At 69.8% G+C, this 20648-nt stretch carries 19 protein-coding genes; 8 read left to right on the plus strand and 11 right to left on the minus strand.

Annotated features, from left to right (window positions below; translation table 11 throughout):
- Nucleotides 1–28: 28 nt before the first annotated feature.
- Nucleotides 29–595 (minus strand): urate hydroxylase PuuD, encoded by a 567-nt coding sequence (locus HRJ34_RS18575; RefSeq protein WP_012049136.1) that lies wholly within the window; start codon nt 593–595, stop codon nt 29–31.
- Between the two features lie 202 nt (nt 596–797).
- On the opposite strand from HRJ34_RS18575, the gene HRJ34_RS18580 reads away from it, so the two are divergent.
- A complete protein-coding gene (locus HRJ34_RS18580; protein ID WP_208632099.1) occupies nt 798–1430 on the plus strand; it encodes a superoxide dismutase in 633 nt (210 codons plus the stop codon).
- Between the two features lie 168 nt (nt 1431–1598).
- On the opposite strand, the gene HRJ34_RS29565 is transcribed toward HRJ34_RS18580, so the two are convergent.
- The 5 genes from HRJ34_RS29565 to dapF all read right to left on the minus strand — a co-directional run bounded on the left by HRJ34_RS29565 (nt 1599) and on the right by dapF (nt 6706).
- Entirely contained in the window at nt 1599–2906 is a 1308-nt protein-coding gene (locus HRJ34_RS29565) for a methyl-accepting chemotaxis protein (RefSeq protein ID WP_208632100.1), read from the minus strand.
- 164 nt (nt 2907–3070) lie between these two features.
- Entirely contained in the window at nt 3071–3697 is a 627-nt protein-coding gene (locus HRJ34_RS18590) for a septation protein A (RefSeq protein ID WP_012049133.1), read from the minus strand.
- A complete protein-coding gene (gene ftsY, locus HRJ34_RS18595) occupies nt 3694–4629 on the minus strand; it encodes a signal recognition particle-docking protein FtsY (protein WP_016744974.1) in 936 nt (311 codons plus the stop codon). Before ftsY ends, HRJ34_RS18590 begins: the two co-directional genes overlap by 4 nt.
- Nucleotides 4626–5885 carry a tRNA (N(6)-L-threonylcarbamoyladenosine(37)-C(2))-methylthiotransferase MtaB gene (gene mtaB / locus HRJ34_RS18600; protein ID WP_012049131.1) on the minus strand — a complete coding sequence of 420 codons (1260 nt, stop codon included), beginning with the start codon at nt 5883–5885 and terminating at the stop codon, nt 4626–4628. Before mtaB ends, ftsY begins: the two co-directional genes overlap by 4 nt.
- Nucleotides 5882–6706, minus strand: coding sequence for a diaminopimelate epimerase (gene dapF / locus HRJ34_RS18605; protein WP_208632101.1), 825 nt, complete (start codon nt 6704–6706; stop codon nt 5882–5884). Before dapF ends, mtaB begins: the two co-directional genes overlap by 4 nt.
- A gap of 238 nt (nt 6707–6944) precedes the next feature.
- Here dapF and HRJ34_RS18610 point away from each other — a divergent pair, with 238 nt between their 5' ends.
- Nucleotides 6945–7232: a GIY-YIG nuclease family protein gene (locus HRJ34_RS18610; protein WP_030092848.1), complete on the plus strand. Its 288-nt coding sequence runs from the start codon at nt 6945–6947 to the stop codon at nt 7230–7232.
- A gap of 98 nt (nt 7233–7330) precedes the next feature.
- Here HRJ34_RS18610 and HRJ34_RS18615 read toward each other — a convergent pair whose 3' ends face one another.
- On the minus strand, nt 7331–8974 hold the full coding sequence (locus tag HRJ34_RS18615) for a putative bifunctional diguanylate cyclase/phosphodiesterase (RefSeq protein ID WP_208632102.1): 1644 nt from the start codon (nt 8972–8974) through the stop codon (nt 7331–7333).
- A 254-nt stretch (nt 8975–9228) separates the two neighbouring features.
- On the opposite strand from HRJ34_RS18615, the gene HRJ34_RS18620 reads away from it, so the two are divergent.
- Complete coding sequence (locus tag HRJ34_RS18620; RefSeq protein ID WP_016743866.1) at nt 9229–10824, plus strand: isocitrate lyase; 1596 nt, start codon at nt 9229–9231, stop codon at nt 10822–10824.
- A gap of 125 nt (nt 10825–10949) precedes the next feature.
- Nucleotides 10950–12563 (plus strand): EAL domain-containing protein, encoded by a 1614-nt coding sequence (locus tag HRJ34_RS18625; RefSeq protein ID WP_208632103.1) that lies wholly within the window; start codon nt 10950–10952, stop codon nt 12561–12563.
- Here HRJ34_RS18625 and HRJ34_RS18630 read toward each other — a convergent pair.
- Genes HRJ34_RS18630 through HRJ34_RS18640 form a run of 3 tightly spaced genes read right to left on the minus strand, consistent with a single transcriptional unit; the run spans nt 12479 to nt 15646 of the window.
- Nucleotides 12479–13714 carry a cyanate transporter gene (locus HRJ34_RS18630; RefSeq protein WP_226948853.1) on the minus strand — a complete coding sequence of 412 codons (1236 nt, stop codon included), beginning with the start codon at nt 13712–13714 and terminating at the stop codon, nt 12479–12481. The genes HRJ34_RS18625 and HRJ34_RS18630 overlap by 85 nt on opposite strands.
- Nucleotides 13707–14198, minus strand: coding sequence for a nucleoside deaminase (locus HRJ34_RS18635; RefSeq protein WP_208632105.1), 492 nt, complete (start codon nt 14196–14198; stop codon nt 13707–13709). The genes HRJ34_RS18630 and HRJ34_RS18635 overlap by 8 nt, the downstream gene beginning before the upstream one ends.
- On the minus strand, nt 14195–15646 hold the full coding sequence (locus tag HRJ34_RS18640) for an amidohydrolase family protein (protein ID WP_208632106.1): 1452 nt from the start codon (nt 15644–15646) through the stop codon (nt 14195–14197). Before HRJ34_RS18640 ends, HRJ34_RS18635 begins: the two co-directional genes overlap by 4 nt.
- Nucleotides 15647–15751: 105 nt before the next feature.
- Between HRJ34_RS18640 and HRJ34_RS18645 the strand changes: the two genes are divergently transcribed.
- Complete coding sequence (locus tag HRJ34_RS18645) at nt 15752–16603, plus strand: LysR family transcriptional regulator (protein ID WP_029995111.1); 852 nt, start codon at nt 15752–15754, stop codon at nt 16601–16603.
- Between the two features lie 9 nt (nt 16604–16612).
- Here HRJ34_RS18645 and HRJ34_RS18650 read toward each other — a convergent pair whose 3' ends face one another.
- A complete protein-coding gene (locus tag HRJ34_RS18650; RefSeq protein WP_030091975.1) occupies nt 16613–17647 on the minus strand; it encodes a quinone-dependent dihydroorotate dehydrogenase in 1035 nt (344 codons plus the stop codon).
- 270 nt (nt 17648–17917) lie between these two features.
- Between HRJ34_RS18650 and HRJ34_RS18655 the strand changes: the two genes are divergently transcribed.
- The 3 genes from HRJ34_RS18655 to sufC are packed head-to-tail and all read left to right on the plus strand — an operon-like array spanning nt 17918 to nt 20581.
- The gene (locus tag HRJ34_RS18655; protein WP_012049121.1) at nt 17918–18322 is read left to right on the plus strand and encodes an SUF system Fe-S cluster assembly regulator; all 405 of its coding nucleotides are present in this window, start codon (nt 17918–17920) and stop codon (nt 18320–18322) included.
- Nucleotides 18323–18325: 3 nt separating this feature from the next.
- A complete protein-coding gene (gene sufB / locus HRJ34_RS18660) occupies nt 18326–19798 on the plus strand; it encodes a Fe-S cluster assembly protein SufB (RefSeq protein ID WP_012049120.1) in 1473 nt (490 codons plus the stop codon).
- A gap of 39 nt (nt 19799–19837) precedes the next feature.
- Nucleotides 19838–20581: a Fe-S cluster assembly ATPase SufC gene (gene sufC / locus HRJ34_RS18665; RefSeq protein ID WP_012049119.1), complete on the plus strand. Its 744-nt coding sequence runs from the start codon at nt 19838–19840 to the stop codon at nt 20579–20581.
- Nucleotides 20582–20648 lie beyond the last annotated feature (67 nt).

The raw sequence follows: 20648 nt of genomic DNA on the forward strand, positions 1-20648 counted from the left end.
CCCTTCCTGTTTCCGTCTCCAGCGACGATCAGCCGAGATTGGCGTTGGTCATCGCATAGAGCATCGGGATCGACAGCAGCGTGTTGAGCCGCGAGAAGATCATCGCGGTCTTCGCCGCCTTGGCCTTGGTGTCGGCGTCCGCCTCGACCAGGCCCAGCGCCTTCTTCTGTGCCGGCCAGATCAGGAACCAGACGTTGAAAGCCATGATCAGCGCCAGCCACATGCCGATGCCGATCAGGCGATAGTCGGCCGACAGCATCAGCGCCTGGTGGACATAGCCGGTGACATAGGCGACGGCGAGGCCGGTCAGCACCGTGAACGCCGCGCCCCAGCGGAAGAAGAACAGCGCGTTGGGAGCGATATATTTGCTGACGCCCGGCTTCAGCTCGGCCGGGACCGACGGCATGGTCGGGATCTGCACGAAGTTGAAATAATAGAGCAGGCCGATCCAGGTGATGCCGAAGAAAACGTGCAACCAGCGCAACACATAATTCACCAGCAACGACTGGTCCGGATGGACATAGGCGATCAGGGCGATCGCGGCGGCCAGGCCGACGATCAGCACGAGATGCAGATTGGCGAAGAATTTATCCATGGCGTTCCCCTGCTTGTTGCGTCCGCCCCTTCACCCGGCGGATCGCTTCCAGGAGACAGTGTATGAATTCGCCGCGCCATTGTCACACATTATGATGCCGGGGGCGTAACGGCGGAAATCCGCCACAAAAGCGATTTTTTGCTGGACCTGACCCCCTCGTGAATCGTTAAGGGGGCACCCCTCACCACGTGGAGATTCCCCCATGGCCTTTTCGCTTCCCCCGCTGCCGTTCGATCGCGCCGCCCTCGAACCGGTGCTGTCCGCCGAGAGCTTCGACTATCATCATGGCAAGCACCACAAGGCCTATGTCGACAAGGTCAACGGCTGGATCGAGGAGAAGGGCCTCGAAGGCAAGTCGCTGGTCGAGGTGATCCGCCTCGCCAAGGACCGCGACGACAAGGGCCTCGCCAACCAGGCCGGCCAGATCTGGAACCACGACTTCTTCTGGCAGGGCCTCGCGCCCGAAGGCTCGACCAGGCCCTCCGACAAGCTCGCCAAGCTGATCGAGGCGAGCTTCGGCAGCCAGGACGGGCTGGTCGAGAAGATGGCCGAGGCCGCCGTCGGCCATTTCGGCAGCGGCTGGGCCTGGCTGGTGCTTGCCGGCGACGCGCTCAAGGTCACCTCGCTCCACGACGGCGAGACCCCGCTGGCGCTCGACACCGTCAAGCCGCTGCTGACGCTCGATGTGTGGGAGCATGCCTATTATATCGACTATCGCAACGAGCGCCCGCGCTTCGCCAAGACCGTGCTCGGCAAGGTCGTGAACTGGGACTTCGTGTCGCAGAACATCGAGCAGGACTCGATCGCCAAGGCCGACCAGCTGGTCGACGCCTAAGCTGACGTGAACCCTCTCCCCGCCGGGGAGAGGGCAGGGTGAGGGGCGCGAGGGCATAGCCCGAGCGTCCCGCACTCTTCCCAAGGGCGAGGCCAAGGCTCCAGCGTGCCCTCTCCCTCCCACAGCCTTCGGCTGCGGGCCCCTCCCTCTCCCCGGGGGAGAGGGAAATCAGGCCCCCTCTATCTCCTCCAGGAAGCGGCCGAGCCGCTGCTGGAGCCGGTCCGCGCCGACGGCGAGCGAGCGGGCGATGTCGAGCACCGCGCCCGATCCGGCGGCGGCGTCGCTCGCGGTCGCGCTGATCTCGGCGGCCTGCTCGCGGATATGGGCGTTGGCGCCCGCCGCGTCGCGGACATTGGCGCTGATCATCGCGCCCGCCGCATGGTTGCGGACGACGGTGTCGTCGATCGTCGAGGCGAGGCCGTCGAGCGCGACGATCGCCGCCTCGATCCCGGCCTGGCCGGCCGCGACCTCGCCCACCCCGCTGCGCACCCCCATGATCCGCCCGGCGATGTGCCGCGCCGCCTCGCGCGTCTGCTGGGCGAGCGCCTTGACCTCCGCCGCGACCACCGCGAAGCCGCGCCCGGCCTCGCCGGCATGCGCCGCCTCGATCGTCGCGTTGAGCGCGAGCAGGTTGATCCGCCGCGCGATCGTGTCGATCGTCTCGACCACCGCGCCGATCTCGCGCGCCGCGTCCTGGAGCTGGCGCGCCTTGATGCCGCCCTCCTCGACCAGCCCGCCGACCCGCGCGGTCGAGGCGCGCGCCTGGCCCACCTCGCGGCCGAGCGTCTCCAATTGCTCGACCAGGGTGCGCCCCTGCTCGGCGATCGCGCCGACATTGTCGGCCGCCTGCGCCGCCGCCGCCATCACCGACAGCCCCTTGGCGCCCGCGTCGCCGGCGCGGTCGTTCATCGTCCGGGCGGCGTCCTCCAACTGTTCCGAGGCGCCCGCCATCTCGCGCGACAGCAACGCGGCCTCGCCGCGCATCGCCTCCGACGCCTGACGAATCCGCCGCAGCCGCGCCGCGCGCCCCGCCGCGACCGCCGCTTCGCGATCGGCCGCCATGCGCAGCAGGGTGCGTCCGCTCACCACGCCGCGGAAGCGGCCTTCGGCGGTCAGGATCACCGCGTCATGCCCCTCCCCGCCCGAGATCAGCGCGAAGAGATGGCCGAGCCCCATGCCGATATCGGCGACCGGCACCCGGCTGACGAAGCCGTCGAGCCGGCGATAGAGGCTGTGGTTGCACAGCAGCGCATGGCCGAAGGGGTTGAGCAGCAGCCGGCGAATGTCGCGTTCGAGCACCGCGCCGACCGGGCGCCCGCCCTCGGCGACGACGGGCAGCACCTCCATCTCGGGCTGGTCGCGGAAGCGCGCGATCACCTCGCGCAGGTTCGCGGTCACGGCGATCGTGTCGGTCGTCATCGCGGCCTCGATCGGATCGGGCCGGGCCGGTCGGGCAATCGCGTCTTGGCGGCTCATCGTCGGGCTCCTTGCCCGGCGACGCCTAGCCCCCGCCTGGTAAATAGCGGGTAAGCATCGTGTGACAGAATGATGAAACTTTGATGAAAATCAACAATTTACAAGAGATTCGAGATGTCCTCCGTCATTCCCGCGAAAGCGGGAATGACGATCAGCGCGCGCCCTCACCCCTGCGGGGGCAGCGCCGCGTCCTCGGCCTTCTCGGTGGTCAGGCCGTGCTTCATCAGCATCGGCACATTGGCGAGCGCGAACAGGATCGTCGCCGGCATCGCCCCCCACAGCTTGTAGCCGAGCCAGAACTCCATGCTGGTCGATCGCCACACCGCCTCGTTGGCGATCGCCATGGCGACGAAGAACAGCGCCCAGTTGCGGGTCAGCTTGGTCCAGCCGAGGTCGGACAGGCCGGGATAGGCCTGCCCCAGCACCAGCTTCAGCGTCGGCCGGTCGGTGAACAGGCCGAAGCCGAGGATCGCGGCGACCATCAGATAATAGACGGTCGGCTTCATCTTGATGAAGGTCGCGTCGTGCAGCCAGACGGTGAGCCCGCCGAACACCAGCACCATCGCGCCCGAGAAGAGCAGCATCGCCGACACCCGCCGGACGGTGATCCACGAGCCGACGATCGCGGCGAGCGTCGCCGCCATGAAGATGCCGGTCGACAGCACGATGTTCCGGGTCGCCCAATAGGCGAGGAGATAGACGAGCAGCGGCCCGAGATCGATCGCCAGCTTCAGCCCGGCGGCGGGCTCGCGCTTCCCGGCGGACGGCTGCGCCGCGCGATCGCCCGTCACTTGCCGATCCTTTCGAGGCCGGCGATGGCGCGCGCCACCTCGGCCGGGTCGAACGGCTTGAGGTCGTCGACCCCTTCGCCCAGGCCGATCGCATGGACCGGCATGCCGGTGCGCTCGGCCGCCGCGACCAGCACGCCGCCGCGCGCGGTGCCGTCCAGCTTGGTCATGATCAGGCCGGTCACGCCCGCCGTCTCCTTGAAGATCTCGATCTGGCTCAGCGCATTCTGCCCGGTCGTCGCGTCTAGGACGAGCAGGACGTCGTGCGGCGCGGCCGGGTTGAGCCGGCCGAGCACCCTCCTGATCTTCGCCAGCTCGTCCATCAGGCCAGCCTTGTTCTGCAGACGACCGGCGGTGTCGACGATCAGCACGTCGATGCCCTTCTCGGTGCCCTGCTTGACCCCTTCGAACACCAGGCCGGCGGCGTCGCCGCCCTCCTTCCCGCTGATGATCGGCACGCCGATCCGGTCGGCCCAGACCTTGAGCTGGCCGATCGCGGCGGCGCGGAAGGTGTCGCCGGCGACCAGCATCACCGCATAGTCCTGCTCCTGCAGCATGTGCGCGAGCTTGGCGATGGTGGTGGTCTTGCCCGATCCGTTGACGCCGATGACGAGGATCACCTGCGGGCGCGGGAAGGCCTCGATCTCCAGCGGCTTGGCGACCGGCGCCAGCACCTTCTCGATCTCCTGCGCGACGATCTCGCGCAGCGCGCGCTCGTCGAGGCCCTTCTCGAACATCTCGCCCTTCAGCCGGGCGCGGATGCGCCCCGCCGTCGCGGGGCCCAGGTCGGAGGCGATCAGCGCCTCCTCGATCTCGTCGAGGGTCGCCTCGTCGAGCGCGGCCTTGCCGAACAGCCCGGTCAGGTTCTCGCCGAGCCGGTCGGAGGTCTTGCGGAAGCCTCCGAACAGCTTCTCGTGCCAGCGCGCTTCGCTCATGCCGTCTCGTCCGCCACTCTTCCGGTCAGGGCGCCGTCGTCGACGCCGGTGATGATGATGTTCGCGATCGCGCCCGGCGCGGGCGCGGTCCCTTCGAAACGCACCCGCGCGAAATTGGGCGCATGGCCGCCGCCGCCGCGTTCGGCGAGCACCGCCTGGCGGGTGCCGACCAGCGTCCCCAGCCAGCGGGCGCGGCGCGCCTCGGCCCGCGCGCGCAGATCGGCGGCGCGGCGGCGGATCGTGGCGCGGTCGAGCTGCGGCATCCGCGCGGCGGGGGTGCCGGCGCGCGGCGAAAAAGGGAAGACATGGCCGAAGACGATGTCGCAATCGTCGATCAGCGCGGCGCTGTTGGCGGCCATCGTCTCGTCCTCGGTCGGGAAGCCGGCGATCAGGTCGGCGCCGATCGCGATCTCGGGCCGGGCCGCCCGGAGCCGCTCGACCATCGCCACCGCCTGGGCGCGGCTGTGGCGGCGCTTCATCCGCTTGAGGATCAGGTCGTCGCCGGCCTGCAGCGACAGGTGGACGTGCGGCATCATCCGCGCCTCCTGCGTCAGCAGCGCGAACAGCCGGTCGTCGATCTCGATCGAATCGAGCGAGGAGAGGCGCAGTCGCCGCAGCCCCGGCACATGGGTGAGGATGCGCTCGACGAGCTGCCCCAGCGTCGGCGCGCCGGGCAGGTCGGGGCCGTAGCTGGTCAGGTCGACCCCGGTCAGCACCACCTCGGCATGGCCGTCGTCGACCAGCGCCTTGATGCGGTCGATCACGATCCCGGCGGGGACCGAGCGGCTGTTGCCCCGGCCATAGGGGATCACGCAGAAGGTGCAGCGATGGTCGCAGCCATTCTGCACCTCGACGAAGGCGCGGGCATGGGCGGCGAAGGCGGCGGCCATGTGCGGCGCGGTGTCGCGGACCGCCATGACGTCGGAGACATGGACATCGGCGCGCGCGCCGCGATCGAAGGCGAACAGATCGGCTCGGCCCTTGTCGGCATTGCCGATCACGCGGGCGACCTCGGGCATCGCCGCGAAGGCGGCCGGATCGGTCTGGGCGGCGCAGCCGGTGACGACGATCCGCGCCTCGGGCCGGCGCTTCGCCGCCTGGCGGATCGCCTTGCGCGCCTGCTTGACCGCCTCGGCGGTGACCGCGCAGCTATTGACGATCACCAGGTCGTCGGCATCGGCCATCGCCGCGCGCATCGCCTCGCTCTCGGCGATGTTGAGCCGGCACCCCAATGTGATCAGCTCGGGACCGCTCATCCGCGGCTGTCGGCCCCGAAGGCGCTCAGGTCGGTCTCGGCGGTGAAGACATGGGTGGCGGGGCCGGTCATGACGATGGGCCGGCCGGGCGCCCAGTCGATCATCAGCGGCCCGCCGGGCAGCGTCACCCGCACCGGCGAGTCGACCAGCCCGGCGCGGATCGCCGACACCGCCGTCGCGCAGGCGCCGGTGCCGCAGGCGTCGGTCAGGCCGACGCCGCGCTCCCACACGCGCAGGCGGATGTTCGCCCGGTCGTCGACCGTCGCGACGTTGACGTTGATCCGCGCGGGGAACAGCGGATCGGTCTCGATCCGCGGCCCGAGCCGGTCGAGCGCGACCGCGTCGGTCTCGGGCACGAAGAAGACGACGTGCGGATTGCCGACATTGGCGGCCATCGGCGCCTCGAGCTCCTCCCAGGCGACCGGCATCGCGCGGGTGTCCATCGCATAGGCGAGCGGGATCGCGTCCCAGTCGAAGCGCGGCTCGCCGAGCTCGACCGACACCTGTCCGTCGGCGCTGCGGCCTTCGAGCAGCCCGGCGACCGTCTCGATCCGCGCGCTGCCGCCGAGCAGGCTGACGACGCAGCGTGTGGCGTTGCCGCACGCCTCGACCTCGCTGCCGTCGGCGTTGAAGATCCGCATCCGCGCGTCGGCGACGGCGGACGGTTCGAGCAGGATGAGCTGGTCGCAGCCCACCCCGGTCTTGCGGTCGGCGAGCGCCCGCGCGCGCGCCGCCGTCATCTCGACCGGCGCGGTGGCGCGCGCATCGATCACGACGAAATCATTGCCGAGACCGTGCATCTTGTGAAAGCGGACCTGCATCGCCGCGCGACTTAGGGATTTGAAGGGCGTGAGTCCACCTTGGCAAACCGTCTCTCCATCACGTCATCCCGGCGAAAGCCGGGATCTCCCTTCTCTTTTCCACCGCTGACCGGAAGCGCCGCAAAGGCAGTGAGATCCCGGCTTTCGCCGGGATGACGTCGGTTGAGGAGAGAAAAACAGCTCCGTCATTCCAGCGAAAGCTGGAATCTCCCTGCCTTCATCCTAAGCTCCAACCGTGATGGGCGGTTGGACCTACATCATGACCAACAGACCGCGAGGCGTTCTCTACGTAGGCGTCACCGCGAACTTGTCCGCGCGAATCTGGCAACATCGAAACGGCACCGGATCAGACTTCTGCCAGCGCTATCGGCTGACCAGGCTCGTCCTTGCCGAGCCACATGCCACGATCGGCGAAGCCATCGTCCGGGAGAAAGCGCTCAAGAGCTGGCAACGTCCGTGGAAGATTGCATTGATCGAGAATGCCAATCCGCACTGGCAGGACCTGTTCGAGACGATTCAAGGTTAAGTGAGATGCCGGCCTCCGCCGGCATGACGATGGGGGCGGAGACCCCTCCACCGCTTCGCGGTCCCCCTCCCCCCGCTGCGCGCGGGGAGGAATGGGAGTCACGCTCGTTTGCGGCGGCGCTGGCGCATCGCGACGACCTCGCCGTCGCGGGCGATCGGGCTGGCGGCGGAGAGCAGGCCCCGGCCGGCGAGCAGGCCGCGCGTGGCGCGGGCCGGCGCGGGCCGGCCGAAATGCCAGCCCTGGGCCATGGTGCAGCCGATCGCGGTCAGCATCGCCGCGATCTCGCCGGTCTCGACGCCCTCCGCCAGCACCGGCACGTCGAGCCCCTGGGCCAGCGAGACGATCAGGCGGACCAGCGCCGCCGCCTCGGCATCCTCGGTCATGCGCAGGACGAAGCTGCGGTCGATCTTGATCCGGTCGAGCGGCAGCGTCCGCAAATGGGTCAGGCTCGAATAGCCGGTGCCGAAATCGTCGAGCGCGACGCGGATGCGCTGGTTCTTCAGGCTGGCGACGATCGACGCGGCGAGGCCGAGATTCTCGAACAGCGCCGCCTCGGTGATCTCGACCTCGAGCCGCTCGGCCGGGAAGCTCGTCTCGGTCAGCAGCTTGACGATCTTCTGGGCGAGCCACGGGTCGCGCATCTGCGACGGGCTGATGTTGACGCTGAGCAGCAGCGACGGGTCCCAGTGGCGCGCCTCCTCGATCCCGGCGCGCATCACCGACATCGACAGCTCGCCGATCAGCCCCGATTCCTCGGCGACCGGGATGAACGCCGCCGGCTCGATGATGCCATGGTCGGGATGGTCCCAGCGCGCCAGCAGCTCGAAGCCGGTCAGCGCGCCGGTGGCGAGGTCGACCTGCGGTTCGAACCAGGGGACGATCCGGCCCGACGGGATGCCGGCGCGCAGGCCCAGTTCGATCTCGTTGCGCAGCTCCAGCTCGCGCTCCATGCTCGCGTCGAACCAGGCGCGCTGGTTCCGCCCCGCGCGCTTGGCGGCGTAGAGCGCGATGTCCGACCGGCGCATCAGCGTGTCGATGGTGCGGCAGCCCGCCTCGGTCCGGGCGATGCCCAGCGACGCGCCGATCCGCGCCTCGACCCCGCCGATCAGGAAGGGCTCGGCGATCCGCGCGAGGATCGCGTCGGCGACATGGTCGACCGCCGCCGGCTGGTCGGGATCGAAGGCGAAGGCGCAGGCGAACTCGTCGCCGCCGAGCCGCGCGGCAAGCGCGTGCGGCGGCAGCGGCGCGACGATCGCGGCGGAGGCGGCGCGGAGCAGCTGGTCGCCGGCGAGATGGCCGTGGAGGTCGTTGACCGACTTGAAATGGTCGAGGTCGATCATCAGCATCGCCACCGGCCGGCGCTGGCCGAGCGAGGCGTCGACCAGCCGCGCCCCGCTCTCGCCGAGCGCGCGGCGGTTGAGCAGGCCGGTCAGCGGATCGCTGGTCGCCAATTCGCTCGCCCGCGCCTCGGCGGCGCAGCGCAGCGCCACCTCCTGCTTGAGCGCGCGATAGCGGCGCCAGCCGAGCAGGGTCAACGCGACGTTGAGCAGCAGCACCGAGATCGTCAGATTGTCGGTGACCGACAGCGCGCCGTGGACCGAGCGGGCCACCGATCCGGCAATGGTGAAGGCCGAGGCGCAGACCAGCAGCACCGCGGCGATCGTCACCCCGGCGGCGAGCCGGTCGCCGCGATCGCGCGGCGGGCGCGCGGGCGGGCCCTCCTCGATCGTCTTGCCGCGCATCGCCTACTCCGGGGTCTGGTCCGAGGCGCCGATTCTAGGCGCGGCAGGTTTCCAAGGATTTAACGCCGGGGATTTTCGTTGCCTTGCCGTAACGGAAGCCGAGCAGGCCGAGACCTGTAAACTCCTTACAACTTTTCTTGCGAAACGCCCGCGAATCTCACCATCCGACCCGATTTTCTGACAATATCGGGCTGACTCCGGGCCGGATTCGCGGTTGTTCGGGCGCATAGCTTGTACAGCCCGAGGAAGTGACCATGACCTACCAGGACAACATCGCGCAGGCCGAACAGCTGATCCGCGGCCAGGGTTCGCCCTGGGCCGGCATCGGCGCCGAGGCGGTCGCCCGCATGCGGCTGCAGAACCGTTTCCAGACCGGCCTCGACATCGCCCGCTACACGGCGAAGATCATGCGCGAGGACATGGCCGCCTATGACCTCGACCCTGCCAACTACACCCAGTCGCTGGGCTGCTGGCACGGCTTCATCGGCCAGCAGAAGCTGATCTCGATCAAGAAGCATTTCGGCACCACCAAGCGCCGCTACCTCTATCTGTCGGGCTGGATGGTCGCCGCGCTGCGCTCCGACTTCGGGCCGCTGCCCGACCAGTCGATGCACGAGAAGACCAGCGTGCCCGCGCTGATCGAGGAACTCTACACCTTCCTGCGCCAGGCCGACGCGCGCGAGCTGGGCGGGTTGTTCCGCGATCTCGACAAGGCCCGCGAGAGCGGCAACCAGGTCGAGGAGCAGCGCCTGGTCCACGCGATCGACAACCACCAGACCCATGTCGTGCCGATCATCGCCGACATCGACGCGGGCTTCGGCAACGCCGAGGCGACCTATCTGCTCGCCAAGAAGATGATCCAGGCCGGCGCCTGCGCGCTGCAGATCGAGAACCAGGTGTCCGACGAGAAGCAGTGCGGTCACCAGGACGGCAAGGTGACGGTGCCGCACGAGGACTTCCTCGCGAAGATCCGCGCCTGCCGCTACGCCTTCCTCGAACTCGGCATCAACGACGGCATCATCGTCGCCCGCACCGACTCGCTCGGCGCCGGCCTGACCAAGCAGATCGCCTTCTCGGCCCAGCCGGGCGACATCGGCGACCAGTATAACAGCTTCCTCGACTGCGAGGAGATCACCGACACCAGCACCATCAACGGCGACGTGGTGATCAACCGCGACGGCAAGCTGATGCGCCCGAAGCGGCTGCGCTCGAACCTGTTCCAGTTCCGGCCCGGCACCGGCGCGGACCGCTGCGTGCTCGATTGCATCACCTCGCTCCAGAACGGCGCCGACCTGCTGTGGATCGAGACCGAGAAGCCGCATATCGAGCAGATCGCCAGCATGGTCGACCGCATCCGCGAGGTGATCCCGAACGCCAAGCTGGTCTACAACAACTCGCCATCGTTCAACTGGACGCTCAACTTCCGCCAGCAGGTGTTCGACGCCTGGGCCGAGGCGGGCAAGGACGTGTCGGCCTATGACCGCGCCAGGCTGATGAGCGTCGATTATGACGGGTCGGAACTGGCGGCCGAGGCCGACGAGAAGATCCGCACCTTCCAGCGCGACGCGGCGAAGCGGGCGGGCATCTTCCACCACCTGATCACCCTGCCGACCTATCACACCGCGGCGCTGTCGACCGACAACCTCGCCAAGGAGTATTTCGGCGAGGCGGGGATGCTCGGCTACGTGCTCAACGTGCAGCGCCAGGAGATCCGCCAGGGCATCGCCTGTGTCCGGCACCAGAACATGGCCGGCTCCGACATCGGCGACGACCACAAGGACTATTTCGCCGGCGAGGCCGCGCTGAAGGCCGGCGGCGCGCACAACACGATGAACCAGTTCGCGGCGTAACGGCCTTCGGTCAGGAGAGGATGGAAGGCCCGGGGCGCAAGCTCCGGGCCTTCTTCGTTATGAATATCTTTGCCTAATCCCTGCCATCGGCGTCAGGATGATCCCGACTCGGGACGGGGCAACCGATGCGAAGACGGACGATCCTGACTATCGCGGCCTGTCTCGCCATCCTGGCGGGGCTGCTGCCGATGGTCGCCGTCGCCCATCTGCTGCGGGTCCGCGCGGTCGCGGCCGAGCAGCGCCACATGGAGGAATATGCCCGCTGGACGCTGATCCGCGCCAACCAGGTGTTCGCGGACGCCCGGCGGACGCTGCTCGCCGCCGAGGTCCCGCCCGGGACCGAATGCTCGCCCGAGCATGTCGCACGGCTGCGGCAGATCGCGATGGACGCGCGGAGCGTCGAGGATATCGGTTATTTCCGCGACGGCCGCCTCGCCTGCACCAGCCTCGGCCCGGTCGGCCAGCGCGTTCCCCGGACCCCGCCTGACCTGCGGCTCGGCGGAGGCTTCGCCGTCATCTTCCACCTCCAGCCGCGCACCTTCCGCAGCCAGCCGATGCTGGCGATGAGCCATGGCGGCTACACCGCGCTGATCAAGCCCGAACGGCTGGTCGACGTCCTGACCGACAGCCATATGACGCTCGGCATCGCCGCCGGCCCCGGCCGGCTGATCGCCCTGTCGGGCAGGACCGATCCGCAGTTGCTCCGCACGCTGATCGCGGGCCCGACGGCGGGCATCGACGATCACCACGTCTTCGCGTCGCTGCGCGAGGCGCCGCTGACCGCCTTCGCCTTCAGCGACCGCGCCCAGGCGCTCGGCCGGCTGCGCAACGACTATCTGCTGCTGCTGCCGATGGGCCTGCTCGTCTCGACCCTCCTGGTCGGGCTCGTGATCTGGGTGTCGCGGCAGCGGCTGTCGCCCGAGAAGGAGTTGGCGATCGCGATCCGCAAGCGCGAATTCGTCGTGCATTACCAGCCGATCATCGACCTTTCGAACGGCCGCTGCGTCGCCGCCGAGGCGCTGCTGCGCTGGCGCCGGCCCGACGGCCGCTGGATCGGGCCCGACCTGTTCATCCCGCTCGCCGAGGAGACCGGGCTGATCTCGCCGCTCACCGACCTGTTGATCGAGCGGGTGATCGAGGACCAGGCGGCGCTGCTGCGCGCCGACCGCGACCTCCACATATCGATCAACATCTCCGCGCGCGACCTGGAGAGCGGACGCTTCCTGCCGGTGCTGACCGAGGCGGTGACGCGGTCCGGGGTCGCGCCGTCGCAGATCTGGATCGAGGCGACCGAGCAGGGCTTCATCCGCGCCGAGATCGCGGCGGGCGCGGTCGAGGCGGCGCGCGCGGCGGGGCATATGGTCGCGATCGACGATTTCGGCACCGGCTATTCGAGCCTGTCGCTGCTCCAGGGATTGCCGCTCGACGCGCTCAAGATCGACAAGTCGTTCGTCGAGGCGATCGCCACCGACGCCGCGACCAGCGTGGTGACGCCGCACATCATCGACATGGCGCACGGGCTGAAGCTGCGCATCATCGCCGAAGGCGTCGAGACGCGCGAGCAGGAGGCCTATCTCAGGGCCGCCGGGGTCCGGCTCGCGCAGGGATGGCTCTACTCACACGCGCTGCCCGCCAGCGAATTCGCCACCTTCCATCAGGATCGCAAGGTGCAGGGCGACGGCGCCTCCGCCCGGCGGGCCCGCGCGCGATCGGGCGGCGACGCCATCGCCGCGCGATAGGAATCGGGGCGCAGGCGCAGGGTCAGCCCGGCGACCAGCCCGATCTCGGCGAGGTGGAGCATCCAACCCGCCGCGAACCCGCCGGTGCGATCGTGCAGCACCACCACCACCCAGGGCGCGGTCCCGGCGATCAGGAAGCCGCCGCCCTGCATCAGCGCGGCGAGCGCGCCGGCGTCGGCAGGCCGGGGGAGATGGTCGAGCGCGACGACCAGGGTGAGCGCGAAGCAGCCGCCGAGCCCCGCCCCGGCGCAGCACGCCCAGAGCAGCGGCGCGGCAGCGGGCGCGGCGGCCAGCCCGGCGAAGCCGACGGCCTGCAGCACCATGGTCAGCCACAGCCAGGGGCGCCGGTCGCGATGGCGGCGCGCGAGCAGCGGGCACAGCAGGGCCGCGACCGCCTGGCTCGCCGCCATCGCCGCGAGCAGCCGGCCGCTCGCCGCGGCGGCCCAGCCATGGTCCTGGTAGAAGGGCGACAGCCAGGCGACGACCGTCGAATAGCCGCCGTTGACCAGCCCGAAGCTGGCCATCAGCAACCAGGTGCGCGGGCGCCGCAACAGCCGGCCGACGGGAAGAGCCTCGCCAGGGGCCGAGGTTTCGCCCTTCGGGATCGCCACCAGCGCGACGGCCAGCGCCGCGAGCGCGGGCAGGCCGAGCCAGCCGAGCCCGACCCGCCAGCTTCCCGTCGCGGCGGCGATCAGCGGCGACAGTTGCGCGCCGACCGCGCCGCCACCCATCAGCATCGCCGAATAGAGCCCCATCGCCAGCGGCAGCCGGTCGGGGAAATGGCGCTTCAATATGCCGGGGAACACCGCCTGGATCACGGCGACGCCGAGCCCGATCAGCGCGGCGGTGCCGACCAGCCCGGCGGCGCTCCCCGCGGCCAGGCGGAGCAACGAGCCGAGCGCGAGCAGCGCGAGCGACGCGACCACCGCGCGGCGGGCGCCGACCGCCGCCTCGACCGCCGGCCCGAGAAAGGCGAGCAGCCCCATCAGCAGCATCGGCACCAGGGTGAGCGACGCCAGCGCCTGGAGCGTCATCCCCGTATCGGGCCGGATGCCGCCGGCGAGCGGGCCGACCGCCGTCAGGAACGGGCGGAGGTTGAGCCCGACCAGCACCACCGCGACGAGCAGCGGCCATCGCCGCGCGTCACGCACGGTCGCGCCGCCGCCGCCATTCGGCATAGATGTCGGGTCGCTCCGCGCCGTCGACCGGCCGGTGGCGGGCCGCCATCGCCCGTTCGCCGGCCGGGCGGGCGAGATCGGCGAGGATCGCGGCCTGGACGGCGGCGGTCGACAGGCCGAACGGTTCGCCGTCCTCGTTCGAATAGGCATAGGCGACCGCGCCGATCCCGGCCATCCGCATCGCCGCCATGCACATCGGGCAGGGGTGGCCGCTGGCATAGACGGTGCAGCCGCTCAGATCGGGCGAGCCGAGCCGGCGCGCCGCCGCGCGGATCGCGCCGAGCTCGGCATGGGCGGTCGGGTCGTTGGTGGCGAGGATCTCGTTGACGCCGACGGCCACGATCGCGCCGTCCTTCACCACCACCGCGCCGAACGGCCGCCCGCCCTGCGCGACATTGTCGCGCGCCAGCTCGATCGCGGCGCGCAGGAAGCGCTGCTCGTCGGCCGGCCCCGTCACTGCCCGGCCTCGGCGTCCCAGCGCGCGACCTTCGCCCGCGCCTCGGCGAGCAGCCGGTCGAGCGCGGCGCGATCCTGCACCGTCCCGCGCAGCACCACCGTGTCGACAGACTGGGTCGCGTGGATGTCCTCGAGCGGGTTGCGGTCGAGCAGCACCAGGTCGGCCTGCTTGCCCGCCTCGACCGAGCCGTAGCGGTCGAGCTTGCCGAACCAGGCCGGGCCGGCGCGGGTCGCGGCCGACAGCGCCTGCGCCGGGGTCAGCCCGTTCTCGACATAGAGCGCCAGTTCCTGGTGCAGGCCGAGCGCGGGATAGTCGAACGAATTGAGGAAGCCGGCGTCGGTGCCGGCCATGATCGTCACCCCGGCCTTCGCCAGCATCGGCAGCACGGCGGCGGTCTGGCGATATTCGCGGTGGCGGGCCTCGACCTGTTCGGGGGTCGCCCTGGCGGCGCGATCGATCCGCCACTGATAGGTCTTGCGCAGCCCCGGCCCGACATAGGCGAGGAACGGGTCCTTCGAATGATCGTCGCTGTCGAGGAAGGCGAGCGTCCGTTCGATGTTGAGGGTCGGCGTGACGAACACCCGGCGGTCGCGCAGCGTCCGATAGGCGGCCATCGCGGTCGCTTCGTCGAAGCCGGCGTCGAGCCGCGCCTGCGCCTCGGCGCGGGTGATGCGGCCGGCGGCGAAATCTGCGGCGATCGCCGCCTCGTCCTTCACGCCGGCCTTGTAGGCATAGCTGAGATGCTCGATCGAGCTGATCCCGGCATCGACCGCCTGGCCGACCGTCAGCGCCATCGGGATATGACCCGAGGCGCGCAGCCCCGCCGCGCGCACCCGGCGGACGGCGTAGAGGAACAGATCGGGCTCGAGGGTGCTGTCGGTGATCTTGACGAAGTCGACGCCGAGTCCGACCAGCTTGGCGACCGCCGCGTCGACATCGGCTTCGGAGCCGGTTTCGAGCGTGCCCTTCCAGACCGGCTTGATCCCCTCGATCTTGGGCCCCGAGCTGAGCAGGGTCGGCCCGAACAGCGTGCCGTCGGCGATCTCCCGGCGCCAGTGCAGCACCTCGTTCGGCAGGTCGCCCGACGCGTCGCGGACGGTGGTGATGCCATAGGCGACGTAGAGCGGCAGCAGCGCCCTGTTCTCGTCGACCAGCGCCGGGCCGCCGCCGAAATGGACGTGCATGTCCCACAGGCCGGGGATCAGGTAGCGGCCCTTCGCCTCGATCCGCCGGGGCGCGCTCCACGCCCTGGCCACCGCCGCGTCGCCGCCGACCGCGACGATGCGGTCGCCCCTGATCGCCACTGCCTGGTCGGGGATCGGCCGGGCGCCCTCGACGTCGATCACCACCGCGTGGCGGATCAGCAGGTCGGCGGCCTGCCTCGCGGCGGCCGCCGGGATCGGTTGGAACGCCGCCGCCGCGGTCAGTGCGATCAGGAAAGCTTTCATCGTCTCATCCGGCTGGAAATGTCCTGGCGCGATTATGGTCGGCCTTGCCATCATGCGCAAATGGGATATCAGGATGATCATCATTCAGGATATGAATGGTATTCGATGCTCGATCCCCGCCTGCTCCGCGCCTTCGTGGCGATCGCCGACCATCGCAGCTTCACCGGCGCGGCGACGGCGCTCAACATGACCCAGTCGACGATCAGCCAGCAGCTCGCCCGGCTCGAACAGGGCATCGGCGGCGCCCTGGTCGACCGCGCCGCGCGGCCGGTGCTGCCGACCCCGGCGGGCGAGCGGCTGCTCGGCCATGCCCGCCGCATCCTCGCGCTGCACGACGAGGCGGAGCGGCTGCTGACCGACCCGGCCGGCACCCATCCGGTGCGGATCGGCATGCCCGACGACATCGCCAGCCACGCGATGACCGGGGCGCTCGCCGCCTTCGCCGGGCAGCATCGCGACATCCGGCTCGACGTGACGATCGGCCTCAGCCGCGAGCTGACCCGCCGCTACCATGGCGGCGAACTCGACATCGTCGTGGTCAAGGAGGCGAGGCCCGGACCCGACCACCGCATCAGCTTCGCCGAGCCGATGGCCTGGTACGAAGGCAGCGCCGCGCCCGACTGGCCCGACCCGATCCCGCTGGTCGCCTTCCCGGCCGGCGGCCTCTACCGCGACGAGATGTTCGCGCGGATCGAGCGCGAGGGGCGCCGCTGGTATGTCGCGCTGACGTCGAGCAGCCTGTCGAGCGTGCTGGTCGCGGTCGAGACGGGCATGGGGATATCGCTGCTCCCCTGCCGCTCGACGCTGGGCCGCGACCTGCGCATCCACGCGCCGCTGGGGCGCGAGCAGCCGATGGCGGTATCGCTCTACGGCTGGGAGACGGCGGGGCCGGTCGGCGAGCTGGCCGACCGGATGATCGCGGTCCTCGCCGGCCGCGACGGGGCGGCCGGCGGATAGGACGGGGACTCAGCCCCGGCCGACCGCGTCCCCGATCGTCGCGAAGCCGTCGCGGTCGAGCAGCTCGACCAGCCCCGCATTGATCCGCTTGGCGAGACCCGGCCCTTCATAGACCAGCGCCGAATAGAGCTGGACCAGGCTGGCGCCGGCACGGATGCGGGCATAGGCGTCGGCGGCCGAGGCGATGCCGCCCGCCGCGATCAGCGGGATCGCGCCGCCGGTCGCCTTGCGGAAGTCGACGAGCCGCTGCTGCGCCAGGTCGCGCAGCGGCGCGCCCGACAGGCCGCCGCCCTCGCCGGCATGGGGGCTGCGCAGCGGCGGGCGCGAGATGGTGGTGTTCGAGACGATCAGCCCGTCGAGCCGCTGCGCGGCCGCGATCTCGGCGATGTCGTCGATGTCGGCGGGCTCGAGGTCGGGGGCGACCTTCAGGAAGACGGGCGGACCGCCTGCCGGCCGCGCCGCCGTCACCGCGTCGAGCAGCGCGGTCAGCGCCCCGCGATCCTGCAGCGCGCGCAGCCCCGGCGTGTTGGGCGAGGAGATGTTGACCGTCAGGTAGCGCGCCACCCCGGCCATCACCCGCACGCCATTGGCATAGTCGGCGATGCGGTCGGCGGCGTCCTTGTTGGCGCCGATGTTGACCCCGACGATGCCGGGCCGGTCGTTGCGGCGAAGCAGCCGTTCGAGCGCCGCCGCCTGGCCGCCATTGTTGAAGCCCATGCGGTTGATCACCGCGCGGTCCTCGACCAGCCGGAACAGGCGCGGGCGCGGATTGCCGGGCTGCGGAAAGGGGGTGAGCGTCCCCACCTCGGCGAAGCCGAAGCCGAGCGCGAGGATCGCGTCGGGCACCTGCGCGTCCTTGTCGAAGCCGGCGGCGAGCCCGACCGGATTGGGGAAGCGCAGCCCGGCGACCTCGATCGCGAGGCGCGGGTCCGACCCGGGCAGGCCGCCGCGCGGCCGGAGCCGCAGCGCGCGGATCGTGGCGCGATGGGCGCGTTCGGCCTCGATGGTGAAGATCAGCGGGCGGAGGGCGGCATAGAGCGACATGGACGCCCGCTTAGCGGGACAGGCCCGCGCCGTCATGGGGGAAGTTGCTTCACCCGTCGTCACTCCTGCGGAGGCAGGAGTCCATGTCTCTCTTCACCCGGGATGGCATCTGAGAAGGAGACAGACATGGACCCCAGCCTTCGCTGGGGTGACGATGGGTGGGCGTAACCAAATCTTCGAGACAGTCCGCCACATCCACCCTTGACCTTGGCCGCTTCCACGCCCATCTGCCCAATCGGATCGAATCAGTCCGATTGGGATCGAAACGCGATGCGCCTGTCCAGCCTGGCCGACTATGCGGTCGTCATGCTCTCCGCCGCCGCCCGCCACGGCGCCGGCGAACGGCTGACCGCGACGCTGCTGTCCGACGAGACCGGCGTGCCGCTGCCGACCGCGCAGAAGCTGATGGGGCGGCTCGCCCAGGCCGGCCTGCTCGCCTCGGCGCGCGGCACCGGCGGCGGCTTCCGCCTGGCGCGCGATCCCGGCGCGATCAGCCTCGCCGACATCGTCGAGGCGGTCGAGGGGCCGATCGCCATGACCGCCTGCGTCGACGACCATCGTCACGACTGCGGGCTGGAGAGCGCCTGCCGCGTCAAGCCGCACTGGGGTGTCGTCAACGACACGATCCGCGGCGCGCTGGGTGGCGTGAGCCTCGCAACCCTGTCGAGAGCCTGAGATATGAGCGACGTGCGCAACAAGGCGGCCTTCGATGCCGCGGCCCGGGCCTCCAATTACGAATGGGGCTTCACCACCGATATCGAGCAGGACTTCGCGCCCAAGGGGCTGAGCGAGGAGACGGTCCGCTTCATCTCCGCCAAGAAGGGCGAGCCCGAATGGATGCTCGACTGGCGGCTCAAGGCCTATCGCCACTGGCTGACGATGACGCCGCCCGACTGGGCGAAGCTCGACGTGCCACCGATCGACTATCAGGACGCCTATTATTACGCCGAGCCCAAGGCCAAGAAGGCGCTGGGCTCGCTCGACGAGGTCGATCCCGAGATCCTCAAGGTCTATGAGAAGCTCGGCATCCCGATCGAGGAGCAGAAGGTGCTCGCGGGTGTCGAGGGCGCGCGCAAGGTCGCGGTCGACGCGGTGTTCGACTCGGTCTCGGTCGCGACCACCTTCCGCGCCGAGCTGGAGAAGGCGGGCGTCATCTTCCGCTCGATCAGCGAGGCGATCCGCGACTATCCCGAGCTGGTCAGGAAGTGGCTCGGCAAGGTCGTGCCGATGCACGACAATTATTTCGCGGCGCTCAACTGCGCGGTCTTCTCCGACGGCACCTTCGTCTACATCCCGGAGGGGGTCCGCTGCCCGATGGAGCTGTCGACCTATTTCCGCATCAACGCCGAGAATACCGGCCAGTTCGAACGCACCCTGATCGTCGCCGACAAGGGCAGCCACGTCTCCTATCTGGAGGGCTGCACCGCGCCGATGCGCGACGAGAACCAGCTCCACGCCGCGGTGGTCGAGCTGGTCGCGCTCGACGATGCCGAGATCAAATATTCGACCGTGCAGAACTGGTATCCCGGCGACGCCGAGGGGCGCGGCGGCATCTACAACTTCGTCACCAAGCGCGCGCTGTGCCAGGGCCGCAACAGCAAGGTGAGCTGGACCCAGGTCGAGACCGGATCGGCGATCACCTGGAAATATCCGAGCTGCGTGCTGGCGGGCGAGAATTCGGTCGGCGAATTCTATTCGGTCGCGGTGACCAACAACCGCCAGCAGGCCGACACCGGCACCAAGATGATCCACCTCGGCAAGGGGTCGCGATCGACGATCGTGTCGAAGGGCATCTCGGCCGGGCGCAGCGACAACACCTATCGCGGCCTGGTCCGCGTCGCCCCGACCGCCGAGGGCGCGCGCAACTTCACCCAGTGCGACAGCCTGCTGCTCGGCGACCGCTGCGGCGCGCACACCGTCCCCTATATCGAGGTCAAGAACCCGTCGGCGCAGATCGAGCACGAGGCGACCACCTCGAAGATCAGCGACGACCAGCTCTTCTACGCCATGTCGCGCGGGCTCGACCAGGAGGCGTCGGTGGCGCTGATCGTCAACGGCTTCGCCAAGGAGGTGCTCCAGCAGCTCCCGATGGAGTTCGCGGTCGAGGCGCAGAAGCTGCTCGGCATCTCGCTGGAGGGCAGCGTTGGCTGATCCATTCCTCCCTAACCGTCACCCCGCTGGAAAGTAAGAATGCTCAAGATCGAGAACCTCCACGCCGACGTCGACGGCAAGGCCATCCTCAAGGGGCTGTCGCTGACCATCAACCCGGGCGAGATCCATGCGATCATGGGACCGAACGGCGCGGGCAAGTCGACGCTCAGCTATGTGCTGGCGGGGCGCCCCGGCTATGAGGTGACCGCGGGCAGCGTGACGTTCAACGGCGAGGACCTGCTCGACAAGGCCCCGCACGAGCGCGCCGCCGCCGGCATCTTCCTCGGCTTCCAGTACCCGGTCGAGATTCCCGGCGTCTCCAACGTCCAGTTCCTGCGCGAGGCGCTCAACGCGCAGCGCCGGCTGCGGGGCGAGGAGCCGCTGTCGGGCGGCGACTTCCTCAAGCGCGCCCGCGTCCAGGCCGACGCGCTCGACCTCGGCATGGACATGCTCAAGCGGCCGGTGAACGTCGGCTTCTCGGGCGGCGAGAAGAAGCGCAACGAGATGGTGCAGATGGGGATCATCGACCCCATGCTCGCGATCCTCGACGAGACCGATTCGGGCCTCGACATCGACGCGCTGCGCACCGTCGGCCACGGCATCAACACGATCATGCGCAAGCCCGACAAGGCGGTGCTGCTGATCACCCATTACCAGCGGCTGCTCGACTATGTGAAACCCGACTTCGTCCACGTCCTGGCGGCGGGCCGCATCGTCCGCACCGGCGGCGCGGACCTCGCGCTCGAGCTCGAGCGCGAGGGCTACGGGGCGATCGCGGCGTGAGCGGTTCCGCTCCAATCCTCCCCATGCGCAGCATGGGGAGGGGGACCATCCGCAGGATGGTGGAGGG

The sequence above is a fragment of the Rhizorhabdus wittichii genome, from assembly GCF_017607425.1.
GTDB classification, from domain to species: domain Bacteria; phylum Pseudomonadota; class Alphaproteobacteria; order Sphingomonadales; family Sphingomonadaceae; genus Rhizorhabdus; species Rhizorhabdus wittichii.